Source organism: Methylobacterium sp. UNCCL125 (genome assembly GCF_900116795.1).
Taxonomy (GTDB): domain Bacteria; phylum Pseudomonadota; class Alphaproteobacteria; order Rhizobiales; family Beijerinckiaceae; genus Methylobacterium; species Methylobacterium fujisawaense.
Genome location: NZ_FPBW01000002.1, coordinates 1 through 20,469, shown reverse-complemented (window position 1 = coordinate 20,469; position 20,469 = coordinate 1). Strand labels below are relative to the sequence as shown.

Sequence of the window (20,469 nt, the reverse complement as noted above, 5' to 3'; positions counted from 1 at the left end):
CTGCCCGCTCCGGAAGGCTCCGGCCCTCAGGCGGCGCGAACGCCGACCAGGAAGCGGTCCATCTCCGCCGACAGCCGCTCCGACTGGCGTGACAGGGCCGTGGCGGCCGCGAGCACGTGATCGGCCGCCACGCCCGTGCGCTCCGAGGCCTCGGCCACCCCGACGATGGTGCCGGTCACCGCCGTGGCACCCCGGGTCGCGTGGGCGATGTTGCGCACGATCTCCTGGGTCGCCGCGCCCTGCTCCTCCACGGCCGCCGCGATCGCGATCGCCACGCCGTTGATCTCGCGGATCCGGTCGATGATCCCGCCGATCGCGCCGACCGCGGAACCGGTCACGCCCTGGATCCGGCCGATCTGGGCGGCGATCCCGTCGGTCGCCTTGGCGGTCTTCTCGGCCAGGGCCTTCACCTCGGCCGCCACGACCGCGAAGCCGCGCCCGGCATCGCCGGCGCGCGCCGCCTCGATGGTCGCGTTGAGCGCGAGCAGGTTGGTCTGCTCGGCGACGGACGCGATCAGCCGCACCACGTCGCCGATCTCGGAGGCCGCCTGCTGCAGTTCGGCCACGAGGCCGGCGGTCTGGTCGGCCTCGCCGACCGCCTGCTGCGCGAGGTCGGACGAGCCGCTCGCCTGATGGCCGATCGCCTGGATGGCGCTGCCGAGCCGCTCGGTCGAGGCCGCCACCGCGTTGATGTTGGCCGCCGCCGCCTCGGCCGCCGCCGCAACCGCGCCGGACTGGCTGGCCGTCTCCTGGGCGGTCGTCGTCATCTGGTGGGCGGTGCCCTCCAGTTCTCCCGCGGCCGACGAGACCTGCTCGACGATCCTGGCCACCGCCTCCTCGAAGGTCCGAGCGAGGTCCATCGTGGCCTCCTTGCGCACGGCGGCGGCTTCGGCGTCCGCCCGCCGTCGGCGCTCGGCCTCCGCGGCGGCGTTGCGGGCGACCATGGTCCTGATCGCCTCGACCGCCCGCCCGACCATCCCGATCTCGTCGCCGCGCTGCGCCTCGACGATCGCGGCCTCGACGTCGCCCTGCGCCATGCGCCGCAGGACGGCGACGAGGCGCTGCAGCGGCCGCGTCGCGCCGAAGACGACGATCACCGCGGAGAGGCTCAAGGCGGCGAGCAGGCCCGCCAGGGCGGAGCCGATCAGGACCGTCCGCGCCTGCTCGGCCTCCTGCCGGGACGCGCGCCTCGCCTCGCGGAGGCGGGCCGTCGCCTGCGCCTCGTAATCCTGGGCCGCCCTGTCGAACTGCGCCCGGACCTCACGGCTCGCGACGACGCCGACCTGGATCGCCGCAGACCGGTCGTTCCGGAGGGCGAGGTAGTTGGAGCGGTCGAGCAGGTCGAAATAGTCCCGGGCGATCGTCCCGATCTGGCGCTGCATCGCCGCGATCTCCTCGCGCCGCGAGCCCTCGGCCAGCGTCTCGATGCCGTCGGCCACGGCCTTGACGTCCTCGTCGTAGCGCCTGCGAAAGAGCGGGAGGTCCCCTTCAGGGCGGCCGATGATCAAATTGCGATTCATAAGCGCGGCATCGACGAATTTTTCGCGAACTCTCGCGAATATCTCGAGCCTAGCAAAATAATAATCGACCAGATATATGTTTCTTTCCTCCATATATTTGAGACCAGAAATCGAATAAAATACGACCCCCGCAGTGACGATCACCATGAACACGATGGGAACGGACATTTTTACATGCAGGCTTGCATTCCGTAGAAACCGCATATCGTCCGATCCCTTCCCGAACTCCGAATGTCTCTTAGCATACATCCGCGACAGGGATACACGCGTCGCCACGATCGTCTGGCAAATGGACATCGCCAGAAGAACACGCCGAATATTTTCTCAGATGAAAATACTGATGACTTTGAAGAAATACATCAGCGCCATTGAACCGATCGAGCGGTGTGGGCGCGCGTCCGGGAGCGCTTGGCCGATCCGGGTCGGGGATGGAGCGGTCTCGCCGGCGGGCGCGGGCGGGCGCTGTGAGGCCCGGCGTCTCCTTCGCGCCCGGCCCGGGCCGGAATCTCAGGCCCCGCGGACGAGGCCGACCCGCGGCCCGAGGCGGCGCAGGCCGCGCCGCAGCCGGTGCAGCAGGCGCGCGGCGCGCTGGGCGAGGCTCAGCCTGCGCCGGCAGACGACATGCGACACGCGCCCGATCCGCGGGCCCGGATCCGGCGCGCCCTTACGCAGGGCGATGTCCGGCCGCTCCGCCGACTGCGCGATCGTCAGCGCGCGCGCCGCCGGGAGGGTGACGCTGCGGAACATCGAGCGCGTGTAGTAGGAGAACTCGTCGTAGGCGACGAGATCGTGCCCCCGTCCCTTCGCCGGGTCCTGGACCGTCAGCGTGCCCGCCTGGGGGCCGTAGGTCACGAGGAGACCGATCACGTCGCGGGGCCGCCCGAGGGGGACGGTGACGCGGGTGCCCTCGGGAATCTCCAGGAAGTCCAGCGGGATGCCGTTGCGGCGCAGGGCGAACCCGCAGGTCAGACCGGGGAGGGCGCGCAGCGGCACGGCCTCGAACCGGCCCGGCAGGGTCCGGAACCGGTCGATATAGGCGCGGCCCGGGGGCGGCGCGCGCAGGAAGCTGTAGACCAGGGTGCCGTAGAGGTCGGCGCCCACCGGCGTGACGTGGGTCGCATCCGTCAGGAGGTAGGTGATGTCGCCCGCGCCCGCGGCCGCCACCGGGGCGGCGATGTCGAGATAGGGGATCCCGTAGAGGGCGCGGTACTCCGCCAGCAGGCCGGCGACGGGCTCGGCCGCGTAGTCGACGCCGCCCTGGTGGAGGTTGAGGAAGGCGACGGGCAGGTCCCGCCGGGCGGTCGCCGCGAGGATGTCGTCGAGATAGGCCCGCATCGTCGCGCCGTCGAAGTAGCGGACGTTGCCGGTGAACAGCTCGAGGAGGACGCCGTCGCAGGGGAGCGCGTCCAGGATCTCGTCGATCAGGGCGGCGATGGAGGGCAGGGAATGGCCGCCCCAGCCGCTGCGGAGGAAGGTGACCGGACGCCCCTCGGCCTCGGCCAGGGCGTTGGCCCGCTCGACATAGCCCGGCAGCTCCGTGACGCTGTAGCCGAGGCAGAGGACGCGGACCATCGGGGCTCGGATCGGGCTCAGGATCGGCCCCGTGCGGCCGGCCCGGCGCCGGTAGCAGCCGGACGCCGCCGCGTCGAGGCGACGGCGGTCAGTCGATCACGATCGGGTAGCAGCGGGCGCCCACCGCGGCGGCGAGCACCTGCACGGCGCCGACCGTCGAGACGTCGCCCGCCACGTGGACCACGTCGGTGGCGCGCAGGCTCGGCAGGTGGGCGCTGAGCGGGCCGGAGCGCACGTCCGGCGGCCGCTGGCCGCCGCGATCGGCGCAGAGCACGATCCGGCCGACGCCGGTGCGGCGCAGCCAGTCCAGGCTCTCGCGCATGTAGAGGTCCAGGGCGTCGCGGGCGCCGACGGCCAGGGCCATCTCGCGGGCGGGCTCGACGTAGCGGGCCGCCCGGGCGATCGCCCAGATCGCGCCGAAGCCGGCGCCGGCCGCCACCAGCACGAGGCGCCCGCCCCCGGGGCGGTACTGCCCCCGGCCGACCGGCCCCTTGAGGCGCACCGGCTGGTCGAGGCGGAGCGCGTCGAGGGGATCGCCCTCGGGGTCGCGGGCGACGTGGAACACCACGTCGTTGATCTCGGTCGTGCCGTCGACCCGCAGGGTCGGGGACAGCGTCAGGGTGGGCAGCCCCGCGAAGGTCACCAGCGCTTGGTGGCCCGGCTCGCCGGTGGGGCGCCGGGTCAGGGTCGCGACGACCTCGAGGATTCCGGGGCTGAGCCGGCGGATTTCCGTGACCGTGCCCTTGCGGACGGCCACGGGCGGCGGCGCCGCCGCCTCCTGGCCCTGGATCGGGGCGCCGGGAAGGGCCGGGCGCAGGGCCTCGGCCCTGGCCCGGCGGGCCGGATGACGGCGACCGGACGGTGCGGCGCTGCCCTGAGCGAGGCCCTGGCCGGCGAGCAGGTTGCCGGGCTGCGCCTGGAGCGGGGCGATCATGCCCTCGGCCAGCGCGGCCTCCAGCGGCGTATCGCCGGTCGAGACACGCACCGACCGACCGTTGACGACGAGCGAGCAGCGCGCCCCCATGGCTCTCCCCCGCATGCGCTTGTGACGGATCAGCGGGCGCGGATCAGGAGCGAGTCGACCAGGGCCGCCCAGCGCTCGCGGGTCGCGCGGACATCGTCGGTCGGGGCCGAGTCGGTGAGGAGCTGGCGCTGCGCCCGCAGCGACTCGACCTCCTGCCGCTGGGCCCGGAGCACCGCCTTCATCACCTGCAGCTCGGTCTCGAGGCGGGCGATCTCGTCGGCCTCGTCCAGCGCATCCGACGGATCGTCGAAGGCCTCGGGGGATGGATCGGCATGGCGGGGATCGCGGAGCGGCATCCGGGTCCGGGCCTGCTGCTCCAGCCGGACCGGCCGGGCCATCAGGCGGCGCACGAGGTCGGAGCCCCCTGCCTGCTGGTAACGCCGTGCCGCCTCGGCCATCCGACCATCCCCTTCCCGGGCGCTGAAGGGCCCGTCCATCCACAGGAGCTTGGTCGAACATGGTTAAAGGTGGCTTAAGCCGATCGACGGCTTTCGCCGTTTCGGCCTTCAGGCCGCGTCCGCCTGCAGTATCGCGCGGGCGGCCAGCGCGTCGGTCTCGGTCCGGGCCTCCCGGACCTCCGGGGTGAAGTCCGCGCCGAGGTCCTGTTCCAGGGGCCACGGCAGGGCCGCGCCCACCGGCGCGCAGGGGGCGTCCTGCGTGTCGGCCACGGGCCTTGCGTCCGAAGCCTGGAGCGCCGGCGCCGCGGTCTCCGGATGGTTCGGGCTGGCCACCGCCGGCCCGAGCATGGCCGTCGGCGTCAGCGTCTGCTCGGTCCTGTCCGCGGGGAAGCGGGGATGCGATGCGCCGGCGGGGCGACCTCGAACAGGCGGCCTCAGGGCAGGTCGGCCGTCCCGGCCATGGGCCGCACCTTCGCGAAGCCGTCCCGCACGAGCCTGACGTGGTCCGGAGGCATCGCATCCCCGGCCGCGATGGTGTCGGTGGCCGGCAGCACACCTGTCGGCCCCGCAGGAGGGATCTCAGGCCGCCTCAGGCGCCGCGCCGACGATCTGGCGGGCCTGCAGCATGGTCATCGGCTCGCCGAAGGCGGGGCCCAGCGCGTATTCGCAGCCGAGCCCGGCCAGCGCCTGGGCGTCGGCTTCCGATTCGCAGCCCTCCGCCACGATGGCGAGGTTCAACTCGCTCGCCATGCGGACGATGGAGCGCAGGATCGCGGTCTGCCCGGTGCCGATCTGGCGCACGAAGGTCGCGTCGACCTTGATCGTGTCGAAGGGGAAGCGCTGGAGATAGGAGAGCGCCGAGTAGCCGGTGCCGAAATCCGACAGGCACAGGCCGGCGCCGAGGTCGTGGATCCGGGCCAGCATCTGCGCGGCGTATTCCGGATTCTCCATCACGAGGCTCTCGCTGAATTCCAGCTTGAGCGAGCCGGGCAGGGCCCCGGAGCGGGCCAGCACGGTCTTCACGTCGTGCAGGAGGTCGTGGCGCAGGAGCTGGCGCGAGGACAGGTTGCAAGCCGCGAAGATCGGCGGCTCGACCTCCAGGGAGCGCTGCCAGGCGGCGAGTTCCAGCGCGGTGCGCTCCAGGGCGAAGATGCCGAGATTGACCACGAAGCCGCTCTCCTCGGCGAGCGGCATGAAGGTCGAGGCCGGGATGCGGCCGAGCTTCGGATGGTCCCAGCGCAGGACGGTCTCGAACCCCGCCACCGTGCGGTCCTCGAGGCGGACCACCGGCAGGAACAGCACCCGCAATTCGTTGCGCTCGATCGCCTTGCGCAGATCGCTCTCCAGCATCAGCCGGTCGGAGCGGTCGGTGCGCATATGGGCGCGGAACACCTCGATGCGGTCGCCGCCGTTGCGCTTGGCCTGGATCATGGCGATCTCGGCGCTCTTGAACACCTCGTCGCGCTTCAGGTTGGCGCCGGCCTCGTAGAGAGCGAGCCCGATCGAGACGGTCAGAAAGATCTCCCGGTCCGCGTAGGTGATCGGCGTGGCGATCGCCCGGCGGATCATCTCGGCGAAGGCCAGGATCCGGTCGGGGTCGCGCTCCGACAGGAGGATCACCGCGAACTCGTCGCCCGCGACCCGGGCCAGGGTGTCCTGCGGCCGCAGCAGCCGGCCGAGCCGGCGCGACAGGGTCAGCAGGATCGAATCGCCGGCCGACAGGCCGATGGCGTCGTTGATGCCCTTGAACCGGTCGACGTCGAGCACGATCACGGTGGGCTTGAGGCGCTGGTCCTGGCCGGCGAAGGCGAGCGCCGCATCGAGCCGGTCGCCGAACAATTCGCGGTTCGGCAGGCCGGTGAGGCTGTCGTGCACGGCGTCGTGGAGCAGGCGCTCCTCGGCGGTCTTCACCTCGGTGACGTCCGCGATGGTGCCGACCACCCGAATCACCTCGCCGTCGGCGCCGATCACGGGCCGCGCCTTCAGCCGGTACCAGAAGAACGCGCCGGCCTCCGAGCGCAGGCGGAAATCGTGGACGATGCGGCCACGCCGCTCCTCGATCACCGTGTCGAGGGCCGCCGAGTAGCGCTCCACGTCGAAGGGGTGGAGCGCGCCGAGCCAGTTGGTGGCCGGTCCCTCCAGCGTCCCCCGGGCGAGGCCGAGCTGGCCCTCGATCTCGGGGCCCACGAAGACCCGGTCGGCGGGCACGTCCCAGTCGAACACCACGTCGCCGGCGCCGGTCAGCGCCAGCGCACGCCGCTCCGTGTCGGACACGAGGGCGTGGCTGAGCCCGCCCCCCGCGAAGGCGTGCTGGAGCACCGTGAAGCCGATCAGCATCACGATCAGCACGAGGCCGCCGATCAGCGCCGGCTGCACGAGGTCGCTGCCGATCTGGCCGGTGACCGCGAAGCCCGCCGCCGTCACCCAGACGACGAGGAGCAGCCAGGTCGGCACCAGCAGGATGGCGCGGTCGTAGCCGTTATGGGCGGCGAGGTAGACGATCAGCAGCAGGCCGATGCCGGCCACCGCCGCGATGGAGATCCGGGCCACGCCCGCCGCCACCGGCGGGTCGAACACCGCGAGCCCCACGAGGCCGGCCAGGAAGGCGAGCCAGAAGAACGCCACATGGCTGTAGCGCACGTGCCAGCGGGCGAGGTTGAGATAGGCGAACAGGAAGACCAGCAGCGTCGCCCCGAGCACCGCCTCCGCGGAGGCCCGGTAGACCCGCTCGGCCAGTTCGGTGACCGGGAAGACCCGCTGCAGGAAGCCGAAATCGATGCAGGCATAGGCGAGCACCGACCACGCGAGCGCGGCGGCGGCCGGGAAGATGATCGCGCCCTTGACCACGAACACGATGGTCAGGAACAGGGCCAGCAGGCCGCTGATCCCGATGATGATGCCCTTGTAGAGGGTCAGGCCTGCGGCCTTCCGGCGGTAGGCGTCCTGGTCCCAGAGGCGGAGCTGGGGGACGTTGGAGCCGCGCAGTTCGGCCACGTAGGTGACGGTGGCGCCGGGATCCAGCGTGATGGTGAACTGGTCGGCTTCCGGGTTCTCGTCGCGCTCCGGGCGGATGCCCTGGCTCGCCGTGATGGCGGCGATCCGCGAGCCGCCGAGATCGGGCCAGATCACCCCGGAATCCACCAGCCGGAAATGCGGGGCGACGAGGATGCGGTCGATCTGCTCGTCGGTGTCGTTGGTGAGCGCGAACACGATCCAGTCGGGCCGGGCGCCGGCGTCGCGGGCCTTCACGACGATGCGGCGGACGATGCCGTCCTTGCCGGGCGCCGTGGAGATCTGGATCAGGTCGCCGTCGGAGCGGTAGCGCTCGATCGCGGTGGTCAGGTCGATCACCGGCGCGTCGAGGGTGACGCGGACCGCTTCCACGGCCCGGGCCGGCCCCCCCAGCGCGAGGGCACCGACGAGACCGCCGACCAGAGACAGGAGGAGGGCGAGGATGCGCAAGGGTGTCTTGACTTCCGGCCGTGCGAGGTTCGGCGTCAGCCGCCCGGGCGGCCTTGATCGATAGGGGTGGGCCTCACCTGGGGCAAGGTCGCCCCGGGGCCGGTCCACCGCCCGCGGATCGCGCCCCTTTGCGGCCAAATCAAGTTGGGCGGGGCGGGGGGCGGCTCCGCGGCAAGATTCTGAGCATCTCGGAACCGGTCCATTCCACACGCCCCCGCAGCCTGCGGTGCCCGCGTCGGCGGGCGCCTCGGGATGCGGGGGAGCCGGATCCCTGTTCGCGGAGATCCGACCGCCTCTCAGGCCGCTCGGAGCGCACCTGCGATCTTGTCGAGGGCGGGCAGCTTGCGGATCGGGCCGATCGCCGCCAGCGTCGGCGTGCCCTGCAGCATCGCGGCCGCCGCGGCCCGGACATCCGCCACCGTGACGGCGTCGACCTTGTCGATCACCTCTCCGGCGGGGATCACCCGGCCCCAGGCCAGGATCTGGCGGGCGTTGCGCTCGATGCGCCCGCCCGGCGTCTCCAGCGCCGAGAGCAGCGAGACCTTGAGCTGCGCCTTGGCGCGGGCGATCTCGACGGCGTCGAGGTCGCGGGCCGCCCGGGCGGTGGCCGCCAGCGTCACGTCGACGAGTTCGGGCAGGTCCGCCCCGGCGGTGCCGGCGCCGATCCCGAACAGGCCGCAATCCGAGAAGGGCCAGTGGAAGGCCTGGATCTCGTAGGCGAGGCCGCGGGTCTCGCGCACCTCCTGCCAGAGCCGCGAGGTCAGGCCTCCGCCCAGCACCTGCGCGAACATGTGCAGCGCGTAGTAGCGGTCGTCCCGGAAGGAGAGGCCCGGCAGGCCGATCACCACGTTGGCCTGCTCGAGCTTGCGCGGCATCCGCCGCTCGCCGCCGCCGTAGACGCCCGGCACGGAGGCGGGGGCGGATTTGGCGGGCCGCCCCCCGAAATGGCGCTCGGCCGCCGCCACGATCGCCTCGTGGGTCACGGCCCCGGCGCCGGCGACGACGATGCGGTCCGGCGTGTATTCCCGGTCGAGATAGGCGCGGATGCCGGCCTCGTCGAAGCTCCGGATCGTCTCGGGCCGCCCGAGGATCGGCCGGCCGACCGGCTGGTCCGGGAAGGCGGCCTCCGTGAACGCGTCGTAGACCACGTCGTCGGGGGTGTCCTCGACGGCGGCGTATTCCTGCAGGATCACGCCCTTCTCCCGGGCGAGCTCGCCCGCGTCGAACACCGAATCGGTGAGGATGTCGCCGATCACGTCCAGGGCGAGGCCGGCATCCTCGCCCAGGACCCGGGCGGTGTAGCTCGTCCCCTCCGTGGAGGTGGCGGCGTTGATCTCGCCGCCGACATTCTCGATCTCCTCGGCGATCTTCTGCGCCGAGCGCGTCCGCGTCCCCTTGAACGCCATGTGCTCGATGAGGTGGGACAGGCCGGCCTCGTCGGCGCGCTCGTTGCGCGAGCCGGCCCCGACCCAGACGCCGAGGCTGGCGGTGGCGACCCCGGGCATCGGCTCGGTGACCACCGTGACGCCGTTGTCGAGCCGCGTGGTGCGCAGGGACGGCGAGGCGGCGTGCGTAGAGAAGTGCTGGTTCATCGACGGCTCGTCGCGAAGGGGGCCGGATCGGGCGCGGGTCCCCTCTCCCGTGCGGGAGAGGGGGCTCGTCGCGCGACTCGCGCCAAGCTCACGCCCCCCTCGTGATGCGGGCGCGCTCGCGGATGAGCGTCTCCAGAGCGGCCTGGTCGTTGGCCACCCGGGTCAGGCGCTCGGGCCGGTCCATCAGGTCGGCGAGGTGCGGGGGCAGGGCGGGGCGCAGGCCGCCCGTGGCCTTGGCGACCGCGTCCGGGAATTTGGCGGGATGCGCGGTGGCGAGCGCCACCACGGGGGTCGCCGGATCCTGCTCCAGGAGCCGCCGCCCGGCCCGCACGCCGATGGCGCTGTGGGGGTCGAGCACCACTCCGGTGGCGGCCTGGGTCAGGGCGATTTCTTCCATCACGTCAGGCTCCGGCACCGCGACGGCGTCGAAGTCCGAGCGGACCGTGGCGAGAACCTCGGGGCTCAGCGAGAACCCGCCGGACTGCTTCAGCCCCGCCATCAGCCGCGACAGGGAGGAGGAATCGCGCCCCAGCGCCTCGAACAGCAGCCGCTCGAAGTTCGACGAGATCTGGATGTCCATGGAGGGCGAGGTGGTGGGCACCACGCCGCGCAGCTCGTAGGCGCCGTGCTCCAGGGTGCGCACCAGGATGTCGTTGGCGTTGGTGCCGATCATCAGCCGCCCGACCGGCAGGCCCATCTGCTTGGCGACCCAGCCGGCGAGCACGTCGCCGAAATTACCGGTCGGCACCGCGAAGGAGACCGGGCGGTGCGGCGAGCCCAGCGCCACCGCGCTGGTGAAGTAGTAGACCGCCTGCGCGGCGACCCGGGCCCAGTTGATCGAGTTGACGCCCGACAGCCGCACCGCGTCGGCGAAATCGGCGTGCTGGAACAGGGCTTTGACGAGGTTCTGGCAATCGTCGAACGTGCCGTCGACGGCCAGCGCGTGGACGTTCTGCGCCGGCACCGAGGTCATCTGCCGCCGCTGGACCTCCGAGACCCGCCCGTGCGGGTAGAGGATGAACACGTCGACCCGGTCGAGTCCGCCGAAGGCCTCCACGGCGGCCGAGCCGGTATCGCCCGAGGTCGCGCCCACGATGGTGGCACGGGCGCCGCGCTGGGTCAGCACGTGGTCCATGAGCCGCCCGAGCAGCTGCATCGCCACGTCCTTGAAGGCGAGCGTCGGCCCGTGGAAGAGCTCCAGCAGGAACAGGTTGTCGTCGAGCTGGGTCAGCGGGCAGACCGCCGGGTGGCGGAACGTCGCGTAGGCCGCGTCGATCATCCGGTCGAGGTCCGGACCGGCGACGTCGCCGTCGATCAGCGGGCGCAGCACGCACTTGGCGGCCTCCGCGTAGGGGCGGCCCGCCAGGGCGGCGATCTCCGGACGGCCGATCTGCGGCCAGGTCTGCGGCACGTAGAGCCCGCCGTCGCGGGCCAAGCCCGCCAGGAGCGCGTCCGAGAAGGAGAGCGGCGCGGCCGCGCCGCGAGTCGAGACGTGGAGCACAGGGTCCTCCGAGGGAAGGCGCTCCCTCTACACGATGCGGGCGGGCCTGTCGAAAGCTCCGGACGACGCGGCCGGTCCGCCCGGGGGGCCCGGCCTTTAACCGGGGCTGAACGGGCCGGTTCAGGGCCGGTTTCCCGGGCACGCCCTAGAGCCGGCGCACCCCGCGGCGCCCCAGCCGGCGGGGCGGATCGAGCCTCGGAGAGAGCCGACATGACCCGACTCATCGCCCTCGCGGGTGCCGCGGCGCTGCTGTGCGGCACCGCCGCCTTCGCGCAGGCCCCACCGCCGCCGCCCGGCGGCCCGCGGCCCGGCCCCGAGGCCGGCGCGCCACCCCCGCCGCCGCCGCCCGGCGACCCGAGGCGCGGCCCCGGTCCCGACGGGCCCCCGCCGCCACCTCCGCCGCCGCCACCGCCGTCGCGGGCCGCCCATATCGTGCTGGAGCGCGGCGACGCGCGCCTCGACGTGAAATGCGCCGACGACGATTCGACGAAGGCCTGCGCCGACGTCGCCCTGCAGATGCTCGACAGGCTCGCGGCGTTCCGGCCCTGAGGCCGACAGGCCCGTGCCCGCCGCGACGGTGGCGGGCACCCCTCAGGCGCGCGCGCCGGGTGCCTTGACCAGGCGGCAGCCGGTGATGCGCCACTGCCCGTCCGCGTCCCGGGCGAGGCTGTACTCGGCCGTCCAGTCGATGCCGTACTCGTCCTGGATCGCCACCGACTGGACCACGCCCGCCTCGTCCGTGTCCCGCGCCTCGCCGAACACGAAGCTGCGGTGGCGGTAGACCGGACGATACTGGTTCCGGACCATGCCGATGAACAGGTCGGCATTCGGGAACAGGTCCCGGATCCCCGGCGCGGCTTGCTCGTAGGCGGTCTGCGCGTCGTCGCGGCCCAGCGCCTGCTCCTGCTTGGCGATCACCGCCCGGGCCGCCGCGCGCGCCGCCTCGTCGGCCACCGCCGGTCCCCCGAGGCCGAGGACGAGGAGCAGGACGGGCCACACGCGCATCGATGTCACTCCGGCAGGGTCGGATCGAGATTTATCATTGTCGTGTGAAGATGGTCTCCGCTCCGTCGACGGCAATCGATGCCCGACATCGCCGGTAATCTTGCCGCACGAAAGCTTGTCTCGGCGGGTCGGCGCGGCCGGACGGGACGCGCGCACGGGTTGAGCAGACATCGCGCCTCGGTTGTGCAAGCCGCTGGAAAGATAGGCATTTTCGCGCCGCACGGGCGCCGCGGGTTTGACCCTCCGCCGCGGTTTTGCGAGCCTCCGCGCGTCGACTCGGTTCCGGCGGAACCGACCGGACGGAGCGTGGGACGATGATGCAGAGCCATGCGGACGATCGCGCCGGCCCTCGAACCGGGCCGCCCTTGGACGCGATCCCGGACGCGATCCCGGACGCGGCCGCTCCGGACCGTGGAGCCGGGCCGGTGCCCGGAGCCGGGCTGGCGCCCGGAGCGGGGCCGGCGCCCGGAGCCGGGCCGGCCATGAGCGTCGGGGTGTTCATTCCGATCGGCAACAACGGCTGGCTGCTCTCGGAGAACGCCCCGCAGTACCGCCCGAGCTTCGCGCTCAACAAGGCGGTCACCCTGAAGGCGGAGGGCTACGGCCTCGACTTCGCCCTGTCGATGATCAAGCTGCGCGGCTTCGGCGGCAGGACCGAGTTCTGGGACCACAACCTCGAATCCTTCACCCTGATGGCGGGGCTCGCCGCCGTCACCACCCGGATCCGGCTGTTCGCCACCGCGGCGACCCTGTGCCTGCCGCCCGCCATCGTCGCCCGCATGGCCGCGACCATCGATTCGATCTCGGACGGGCGCTTCGGCCTGAACCTCATCACCGGCTGGCAGAAGCCGGAATACGACCAGATGGGCCTCTGGCCCGGGGATGAGTATTTTGCGAAGCGTTACGACTATTTAGCGGAGTATGCTCAGATTCTGCGCGATCTGTGGGAGACGGGTGTCAGCGACCGCAAGGGCGCGTTCTTCCAGATGAACGATTGCCGGCTGAGCCCCCGTCCGCAGGCCCCCATGAAGATCATCTGCGCCGGCCAGAGCGGCGCCGGCCTGGCCTTCACGGCCCAGTACGCGGACTACAATTTCTGCTTGGGGAAGGGGCTCAACACGCCGACCGCCTTCGCCCCCGTGGTGGAGAAGCTGGCGGAGGCCAGCGCGCGGACCGGGCGGCGGGTGACGGCCTTCGCCCTGTTCATGATCATCGCCGACGAGACCGACGAGGCGGCGATGGCCACCTGGGCGCACTACAAGGCGGGCGCGGATTCCGAGGCGATCGCGTGGCTCGGCCTCCAGGGCGCGGCCGACACCAAGTCCGGCGGCGACACCAACGTGCGCCAGCTCGCCGACCCGGCCTCGGCGGTGAACCTCAACATGGGCACCCTGGTGGGCAGCTACGCCGGCGTGGCCGCGATGCTCGACGCCGTCATGACCATCGACGGGGTGGAGGGCGTGCTGCTGGTCTTCGACGACTTCCTCAAGGGCCTCGACGCCTTCGGGACGCGGATCCAGCCGCTGATGCGGTCGCGCCGGCACGTGACGGCGGCGCCGCTGCCCGAGGTGGCCTGATGGACGCCCCCGCCGGATATCGCGACCCGAACGGCCGCCACGGCGGCGTCATCCTGCCGGCCCGCCCGGAGCCGATCGCCTTCGATCCCGCGACCACGGTCCTGATCGTCGTGGACGTCCAGAACGCCTATGCCAGCCCGGGCGGCTATCTCGACCGGGCCGGCTTCGACGTGTCAGGCACGGGCCCGGTGATCGCCCGGATCGCCCGGGCGGTGGCGGCGGCCCGGGCCGCCGGCATCCCGGTCCTGTGGTTCCAGAACGGCTGGGACCCGGCCTATGTCGAGGCCGGAGGCCCGGGCTCGCCGAACTGGCACAAATCCAACGCCCTCAAGACGATGCGCCGGAATCCTGAAGCGAACACGCAGCTTCTCGCCAAGGGATCCTGGGACTACGCGCTGGTGGACGCCCTGAGGCCGGAGCCCGGCGATATCGTGATGGGCAAGCCGCGCTACAGCGGTTTCTACAACACGCCCCTCGACAGCACCCTGCGGGCCCGGGGCGTGACCACGCTGGTCTTCACCGGCATCGCCACCAACGTCTGCGTCGAGTCGACCCTGCGGGACGGGTTCCACCGGGAGTATTTCGGGATCGTGCTGGCCGACGCCACGCACCAGGCCGGGCCGGAGAGCCTGCACCACGCGGCGCTCGCCAATATCGAGACCTTCTTCGGCTGGGTCTCGGACGTCCCCGCCTTCGAGAGAGCACTCGGGGCGCCTTCACCCGCTGCGGTTGACGCTGCCGGCGTCGACCTGGCCGGATAAGTGCATCGCGCATCCGGCCGGTGACCGGCAGGGTGCCCGAACGCCGCCGCGCTGCGGCCTCCCGCGCAGCCTGCAAGGGCCGGCCGACAGGTCGCGTGCGGGAGGCGCAGGGGAATGCCCAAGCAGGTCGTGATACCGCCGGGAACCGGCAAGCCGCTGGCCCCCTACGTGCCGGGCACGCTGGCCGACGGGGTCCTGTACGTCTCGGGCACGCTGCCGCTGGATGCGGATGCCCAGGTGGTCCATGTCGGCGATGCGGCGGCTCAGACCCGCCACGTGCTGGAGACCATCAAGGGTGTGGTGGAGGCCGCGGGCGGCACGATGGCCGACGTCACCTTCAACCACGTCTTCCTGGCGGACTGGGCCGACTATGCGGCGATCAACGCCGTCTACGCGGAGTATTTTTCGGGCGAGAAACCGGCGCGCTACTGCATTCAGTGCGGCCTCGTGAAGCCCGAGGCCCGCGTGGAGATCGCCTCCGTCGCCCATATCGGCCGCTGATGGCCAGGCGCGCGGCGGGGGCGGCCTCCCTCCATCACGCGGTGGCGGGCCCGGCGGACGGGCGGCCGGTGCTGCTCTCGCCGGGGCTCGGCGGCGGGGCCGGCTATTTCGCGCCGCAGATGGCGGCCCTGACCGCGCGGTTCCGGGTCGTCACCTACGACCATCGCGGCACCGGGCGCTCGCCCGGCCCCCTCGGGCCGGACCACGACATCCCCGCCATGGCGCGGGACGCGTGCGCGGTGCTGGACGAAGCCGGGATCGATCGGGCGGACGTGGTCGGCCACGCCCTGGGCGGCCTGATCGCCCTCCAGATGGCGCTGGACGCGCCCGACCGGGTCGGGCGGATCGTGGTGATCAACGGCTGGGACGCCCTGGACCCGGCCACGCGCCGCTGCTTCGCGGCCCGCCGGGCGATCCTGGCGGGGGGCGGCCCGGAGGCCTTCGTGCGGGCCCAGGCGATCTTCCTGTACCCGGCGCCCTGGCTCTCCGCGCAGGCCGAGCGCGTCGCCCGCGACGAGGCGCAGGCGCTGGCGCATTTCCCCGGCGCCGAGACCGTGCTGGCGCGCATCGCCGCCCTGGAGCGCTTCACGGTGGCGGAGCGTCTCGGATCGATCGGCCACGAGACCCTGGTGATGGCGGCCCGGGACGACGTGCTGGTGCCCTACACGCGGTCCGAGCGGCTGGCGGCGGCGCTGCCCAAGGCCCGGCTCGCCCTCGCCCCCGACGGCGGCCACGCCCACAGCGTCACCCGGCCCGAGGCGTTCAACCGGGCACTCTTGGACTTCCTCGACCGGGACTGAGCGTTTCTCCTACGGCCGCAGCGCGATCATCGGCAGCGCCACCGCGTCGAGAGCGGCGGCCAGCACCACGAGCAGGGCCGGCCAGCGCAGGGCCGCCGCGGTGCCGATCCGCCCCCGGGCGAAGGCCAGAATCGGCATCGGCGCCAGCGGCAGCAGGTCTCGGATCTGCAGCCCGCCGGGGCCGCCCGCCGGGGCGAGGGCCTGCGCCCCGACCATCAGCCAGAGGCCGAGCAGCGCGCCCCCCGAGAGCCACAGCCGCTCCGCCCGCGGGGGCAGGGGGCCGCGCCGCAGCGCGACCAGCGGCACCAGCAGCGCGACGGCCCAGAGCCCGAAGAGGAAACCGGGCAGCGGGACGGGCAGGGCCATGGGCCCGTGCCCGGCTCCGGCGGGGTGCGGCGTCCCGAGGCTCGCAGCCGAGAGGGCCGGCAGAAGGGCGGGCAAGAGGGCGATTGCGGCGAGGGGCAGCCGCTCCCGGCAGGTGCGGGCAAGCCGTCCCGGCGGCGGGAACGGCACCAGCAGCATCCCGGCGAGGGGGGCGCAGGCCGGCCGCGCCAGCACCACCAGGGCGATCGCCAGCGTCGCTCCGGCGAGGCGCGCAGGCCTGTACCGGCCCGTCATCGGCCGGGGGCTGAGCAGCGCGGCGGCGAGGGCCGCCAGCGCGAGGACGAGCCCGTCCGGACCGGAGGCGGCCGCGAGGGAGGCCGGCCAGCACAGCAGCGCGAACAGCGCGGCCCGTCCCCGGGTCGCCACGGCCAGGGCGGCGAGACCCAGGCTCAGGAACGCGGCGATGCGGGGGAGCCGGACGAAGGCATCGAGGGCGGACGGGGTCTCGCCGGGTAGATCGATCCAGGCCAGCGCGAGGCAGACCGGCAGGCCGAGGCCCAGGAAGGCGCAGGCCCAGAACCGGCCGTCCCCGGCGAAGGTCAGGTTCACGGCCGCATCCGGTGCGGCGCCGCGGCCCCGGCCCGGCCGATGAGGCGGCCGGCGGATGTGAGCGGGGATGCGCGGAGGGCGCTTCGGGTCGCGTGCGGCATCGCCATCCCGCTCAGCCGGCGGCCCGCGCGCGCGCGGACCCCAGGAGGTCCGGCACGAGCCCCGGCAGCGCCGCGGCCAGGAGGCCCGCCGCCCGCAGGACCTCCGCGGCCTCCCCGGGGGAGCGGCGGGCGAGGGCCAGGGCGAGCCGCAGGGGCACCTGCGCGCCGAAGCTCGCCGCCGTCAGGGCGAGGGCCGCGGCGACGCCGTGGTGCTTGCCGGCATAGAGGATCTGGCTGCGCAGGAAGTAGAACAGCCGCCGCGCCCGCACCTGCCGGGTCGTGCCCTGGCCGAGATGGCGGGCGACCGCCCCGGCCACGTGCCGCACGGAAAAGCCCGCCGCCCGGGTTCGGGCGCAGAGGTCGGCATCCTCCCAGTAGACGAAGAAGCGCGGGTCGAAGCCGCCGAGCATCCGGAACAGGTCGCGGCGGATCATCAGGAAGGCGCCCATCACCTGGTCGACGGCGCGGTCCGCGGCATGGTCCCATTCGAGGAGGAAGTGCGGCCGCAGGAGGCCGAGGCGGTCCAGCGCCAGGGCGCGGCCGAGGAGGCCCAGCGCCGAGGGGGTCCGGGCGCAGGAGCGCGCGGTCCGCCCGTCGGGTTCGACGAGGCGCGCGCCGACGATCCCGGTCCGCGGGTCGGCCATCAGCGCGGCCAGAGCCACGCTGAGCGCGTCGGGCGCGACCTGCGTGTCCGGGTTGAGGAACAGGATCGCGGGGGCGTCGCCGGCGGCGGCGCCCTGGTCGCAGGCCCGGCCGAAGCCGAGATTCGTGGCGTTCCGGATCAGCCGGAGCGGGCGGGGCAGGGCGGGCAGGGTCTCGATGGAGCCGTCCGTCGAGGCGTTGTCCACCACGGTGACCTGCACGGCCGCGGCGTCCTGCGCGGCCGCGAGGCTCGCGAGGCAGGCGCGCAGCAGCCCGCCGCCGTTCCAGTTGACGATCACCACGTCGAGGGCAGGGCGGTCGGTCACGGCAGATCTCTCGGCTCATCTCTGGGCAGATCCCGGGGCGGCCCGAGGCGCCCGAGGGCGCCGTCGCGGGCGGCCGCGAGGAGCCTGAGCAGCACGGCGGGCCGCCAGCCCGAATCCGCCCAGTACAGCCCGGCCTGGAGCGGCAGGTAGGCGGCCTGGGCGAGCTTCCAGCGCAGCGGCACGTGCGGCAGCCGCCACGCGTAGATCGCGTTGCGCAGATAGGTCCCCATGCGGAACAGGGGCTGGCGCGGCATCGCGATCCCGAAGGCCCGGATCGTCCCGCCGCCGACGCGGTGCGGGATCGCGACGGCGCGGGTCTGGTAGCAGCCGTAGCCGAGGCTCCAGGCGCGAAAGCACCATTCGAGCTCGACCCCGTCGATGAAGAAGTCGCCGCGGAAGGGCCCGACCCGGGCGAAGGCGGCGAGGTCGACGAGCGAGCCCGAAGTCGCCAGGAACTGCACCGGGGCGAGGTCGCCATGCCCCGGCGCGCCGGGACGGGGCGGGTAGGCGGGCGCCTTGTGGCCCGGCGCCGGGGCCGGGGCCGGGCCCACCACCGCCGCCGGGATCCCGGCCGCCCGCAGCCGGTCCTGGGCCGTCAGCAGCGCGGCGGCGAGATCTCCGGGCGGTTCGGCATCCTGGTCGAGGAGGAGGAGGGCCCCGGCGCCCGCGGCCTGGGCGGCCGCGGCGATCCGGTTGAGCGCCTCGGCGATGCCGAGATTCGTCCCCTCCGACAGCAGCGTGACGCCGGCCCGGGCGAGGCGCTCCGCCGCCCCGGCCGGGAGGCCGCCATTGTCGAAGGCGATCACCGCCGCGAAGCCGGCCGAGGCCAGGGCGCACAGGCGCTCCACCTGTTCCGGACCCGGCCGGAACAGGGTGACCCCGAGCATGAGGCGGCTGAGCCGCGGGTCAGGCACCGGTCGCGTCCCGGCGGCGATCGCGATCCCTCACGCCTGTTCCACCGCGGCGGTCGCCGCCTCCAGCGCGGCCGTGACGGCGGCGGCCTGCTCGGCGCTGAGCGGACCGCGGGCGAGCCGCATCTGCAGGGCGAGCTTCAGACCCTCCTGAGCGCGCACCACCGAGGGCGGCGGACCGTCGCCCCGGGCGGCCTCGGCCTCCGCCATCCGGGCGAGGATCGCGTCGAGGACCGGGCGGTTGCCGTCCAGGACGGACTGCCCTTCCGGCGTGATCGTGTGCAACCGCTTGGTGCCCTCCCCAGGGGTGACCGTGACGTGCCCGAGCTCCTCCAGCAGGGTGAGCGTCGGGTAGACCGTCCCGGGGCTCGGGCTGTAGGCGCCCCCGACCCGCTCCTCGATCGCCTTGATGATCTCGTAGCCGTGACGCGGCTTCTCGGCGATCAGGTGCAGGATGACGAGGCGCAGGTCGCCGTGGGCGAAGAAGCGCGCGAGGTCGCCCCGGCCGCCCCGGCCGAACATCCGGCGCTCCCCGGGTCCGCGACCGTGGTGGCCGTGCGGACCGTGCCGCCCGCGGGGATCGGCCCCCATCGGGCCGCGATGGGCACGGACGCGGAAGGCATCGAAGGGATCGGCGTGCAGGACATCCGGGCGGTGTGGGTGCATGATTTTCGACTCGATTTCGATATGTCTAAATATAAGATATATCGAAAACCGGATGCCCGCAAGGCGCCTGCCTCCGACCCGCGACGCCGCCATCCTGGGCGGACGGTGCCGGCGACCCACGGTTTACGGATTCCGCCGGTTCCGTTAGTGCGACAGGTGTCCGACAGGATGACCGCTCCCGCGCCGCCTTGCGCCCCCGACGCTGCCCGCCAGCTGCCGCCCATGACCCGATCAGAGCCCCGCGCCTCGACCGCGCCCGCCCGGCGGGCGGCCGATGGATGCCGCGCCTCGTGACGGCCCGCGGCGAACGCCCCTCCGCAGAGTCCTGAGATGCGCCGCGGCTCCGACGGGACCGGCCGGACCTCGGCCCTGACGCGGATGCGGCGCCGCCTCGGCCGGCTGCGCGATCCGCTGGCCAAGCCGGCGGCGCTGCACCGCCGCTGGGCCGGTGCGGCGACCGGTGCGGATCTCGAGGCGCGCCTGATCGGCGCCCTCGCCCCGCATGTCGACGCGGCCTTCTACGCGAGCTGGTACGGGATCACGGCCGATCCGGTGCGCGACTACCTCGTCCACGGCTGGCGTGAGGGCCGCGACCCGCGCCCCGACTTCGACTCCGCCGCCTACCTCGCCGACCGCCCCTACCTCGCCCGGGCCGGCATCAACCCGTTCCTGCACGCCCTCACGCGCCGGCGCGCCCGGGCCGGCGGCGAGGGCGGGGCGGCCGGCGCGGCCGGCGCGCCCCTGCCCAAGCCCGACACGGCCCAGGCCGAGCGCCTCGCCCGCCGCCTCGTGGACGGGGCCTTCTACCTGGCCAACAACCCCGACCTCGCCGCCGCCGGCGTCGATCCGGTCGACCACTACATGGCCTCCGGCTGGCGCGAGGGCCGCGAGCCGGCACCGCAGTTCGACACTCTGGCCTACTGCCTCACCCGCGGCCTCACCTTCGCCACCCAGAACCCGCTGGTGCACTACGTCCGCAACGGCGGACCCGCCCGGCCCGACCCGGACGCGGCGCTGGCCCTGCGGATGGAGACCCTCGCCCCCTACTTCGACGCCGCCCATTACCGGCAGCGCCTGCCCGGCCCCCAGGCCGAGGCGCTGGCCGGGGCCTCGGACGCCGCGCTGCTGCGCCACTACGTGGCGGAGGGCTGGCGGGCGCGGGTCAGCCCGCGGCCGG

The 20,469-nt window shown here is 73.4% G+C and carries 18 protein-coding genes and 1 pseudogene; 6 read left to right on the top strand and 13 right to left on the bottom strand.

The annotated features are described in order from the left end of the window. Positions 1–26: 26 nt before the first annotated feature. From BM396_RS00100 to thrC, 8 genes are all read right to left on the bottom strand, one after another. Positions 27–1,613: a methyl-accepting chemotaxis protein gene (locus BM396_RS00100; RefSeq protein ID WP_081948572.1), complete on the bottom strand. Its 1,587-nt coding sequence runs from the start codon at positions 1,611–1,613 to the stop codon at positions 27–29. Between the two features lie 414 nt (positions 1,614–2,027). Further along, complete coding sequence (locus BM396_RS00095; RefSeq protein WP_043379735.1) at positions 2,028–3,092, bottom strand: hypothetical protein; 1,065 nt, start codon at positions 3,090–3,092, stop codon at positions 2,028–2,030. Positions 3,093–3,180: 88 nt separating this feature from the next. Further along, on the bottom strand, positions 3,181–4,116 hold the full coding sequence (locus tag BM396_RS00090) for a ferredoxin reductase domain-containing protein (RefSeq protein WP_091994629.1): 936 nt from the start codon (positions 4,114–4,116) through the stop codon (positions 3,181–3,183). A gap of 29 nt (positions 4,117–4,145) precedes the next feature. Next, positions 4,146–4,514 carry a hypothetical protein gene (locus tag BM396_RS00085; RefSeq protein WP_043352571.1) on the bottom strand — a complete coding sequence of 123 codons (369 nt, stop codon included), beginning with the start codon at positions 4,512–4,514 and terminating at the stop codon, positions 4,146–4,148. A 108-nt stretch (positions 4,515–4,622) separates the two neighbouring features. After that, positions 4,623–4,862, bottom strand: coding sequence for a globin family protein (locus BM396_RS33190; RefSeq protein ID WP_244538775.1), 240 nt, complete (start codon positions 4,860–4,862; stop codon positions 4,623–4,625). 231 nt (positions 4,863–5,093) lie between these two features. Beyond that, the gene (locus tag BM396_RS00075; protein ID WP_236952982.1) at positions 5,094–7,970 is read right to left on the bottom strand and encodes an EAL domain-containing protein; all 2,877 of its coding nucleotides are present in this window, start codon (positions 7,968–7,970) and stop codon (positions 5,094–5,096) included. 302 nt (positions 7,971–8,272) lie between these two features. After that, complete coding sequence (locus BM396_RS00070; RefSeq protein WP_043379741.1) at positions 8,273–9,568, bottom strand: M16 family metallopeptidase; 1,296 nt, start codon at positions 9,566–9,568, stop codon at positions 8,273–8,275. Between the two features lie 88 nt (positions 9,569–9,656). Continuing rightward, complete coding sequence (thrC, locus tag BM396_RS00065) at positions 9,657–11,069, bottom strand: threonine synthase (RefSeq protein WP_043379743.1); 1,413 nt, start codon at positions 11,067–11,069, stop codon at positions 9,657–9,659. 210 nt (positions 11,070–11,279) lie between these two features. Between thrC and BM396_RS31775 the strand changes: the two genes are divergently transcribed. Then, positions 11,280–11,618: a hypothetical protein gene (locus tag BM396_RS31775; RefSeq protein ID WP_043379745.1), complete on the top strand. Its 339-nt coding sequence runs from the start codon at positions 11,280–11,282 to the stop codon at positions 11,616–11,618. Positions 11,619–11,660: 42 nt separating this feature from the next. Here BM396_RS31775 and BM396_RS00055 read toward each other — a convergent pair whose 3' ends face one another. After that, complete coding sequence (locus BM396_RS00055; protein ID WP_043379747.1) at positions 11,661–12,074, bottom strand: DUF4864 domain-containing protein; 414 nt, start codon at positions 12,072–12,074, stop codon at positions 11,661–11,663. 482 nt (positions 12,075–12,556) lie between these two features. Here BM396_RS00055 and rutA point away from each other — a divergent pair, with 482 nt between their 5' ends. From rutA to rutD, 4 genes are all read left to right on the top strand, one after another. Then, positions 12,557–13,651 (top strand): pyrimidine utilization protein A, encoded by a 1,095-nt coding sequence (gene rutA / locus BM396_RS00050; protein WP_043379750.1) that lies wholly within the window; start codon positions 12,557–12,559, stop codon positions 13,649–13,651. After that, positions 13,651–14,412, top strand: coding sequence for a pyrimidine utilization protein B (gene rutB / locus BM396_RS00045; RefSeq protein ID WP_043379752.1), 762 nt, complete (start codon positions 13,651–13,653; stop codon positions 14,410–14,412). Before rutA ends, rutB begins: the two co-directional genes overlap by 1 nt. Before the next feature lie 114 nt (positions 14,413–14,526). Continuing rightward, positions 14,527–14,913 carry a pyrimidine utilization protein C gene (gene rutC / locus BM396_RS00040; RefSeq protein WP_043379755.1) on the top strand — a complete coding sequence of 129 codons (387 nt, stop codon included), beginning with the start codon at positions 14,527–14,529 and terminating at the stop codon, positions 14,911–14,913. Beyond that, entirely contained in the window at positions 14,913–15,713 is an 801-nt protein-coding gene (gene rutD, locus BM396_RS00035; RefSeq protein WP_043379757.1) for a pyrimidine utilization protein D, read from the top strand. Before rutC ends, rutD begins: the two co-directional genes overlap by 1 nt. Positions 15,714–15,722: 9 nt before the next feature. On the opposite strand, the gene BM396_RS00030 is transcribed toward rutD, so the two are convergent. The 4 genes from BM396_RS00030 to BM396_RS00015 form a co-directional block, all read right to left on the bottom strand. Next, positions 15,723–16,646: a hypothetical protein gene (locus BM396_RS00030; RefSeq protein ID WP_043379759.1), complete on the bottom strand. Its 924-nt coding sequence runs from the start codon at positions 16,644–16,646 to the stop codon at positions 15,723–15,725. A gap of 112 nt (positions 16,647–16,758) precedes the next feature. Then, entirely contained in the window at positions 16,759–17,715 is a 957-nt protein-coding gene (locus BM396_RS00025; RefSeq protein WP_043379762.1) for a glycosyltransferase family 2 protein, read from the bottom strand. Next, the gene (locus BM396_RS00020) at positions 17,712–18,629 is read right to left on the bottom strand and encodes a glycosyltransferase family protein (RefSeq protein WP_244538774.1); all 918 of its coding nucleotides are present in this window, start codon (positions 18,627–18,629) and stop codon (positions 17,712–17,714) included. Before BM396_RS00020 ends, BM396_RS00025 begins: the two co-directional genes overlap by 4 nt. Positions 18,630–18,659: 30 nt before the next feature. Beyond that, complete coding sequence (locus BM396_RS00015; protein ID WP_043379768.1) at positions 18,660–19,292, bottom strand: PadR family transcriptional regulator; 633 nt, start codon at positions 19,290–19,292, stop codon at positions 18,660–18,662. A 330-nt stretch (positions 19,293–19,622) separates the two neighbouring features. Between BM396_RS00015 and BM396_RS00010 the strand changes: the two are divergent. Further along, positions 19,623–20,469: pseudogene (locus BM396_RS00010) on the top strand (glycosyl transferase); the annotation flags it as partial.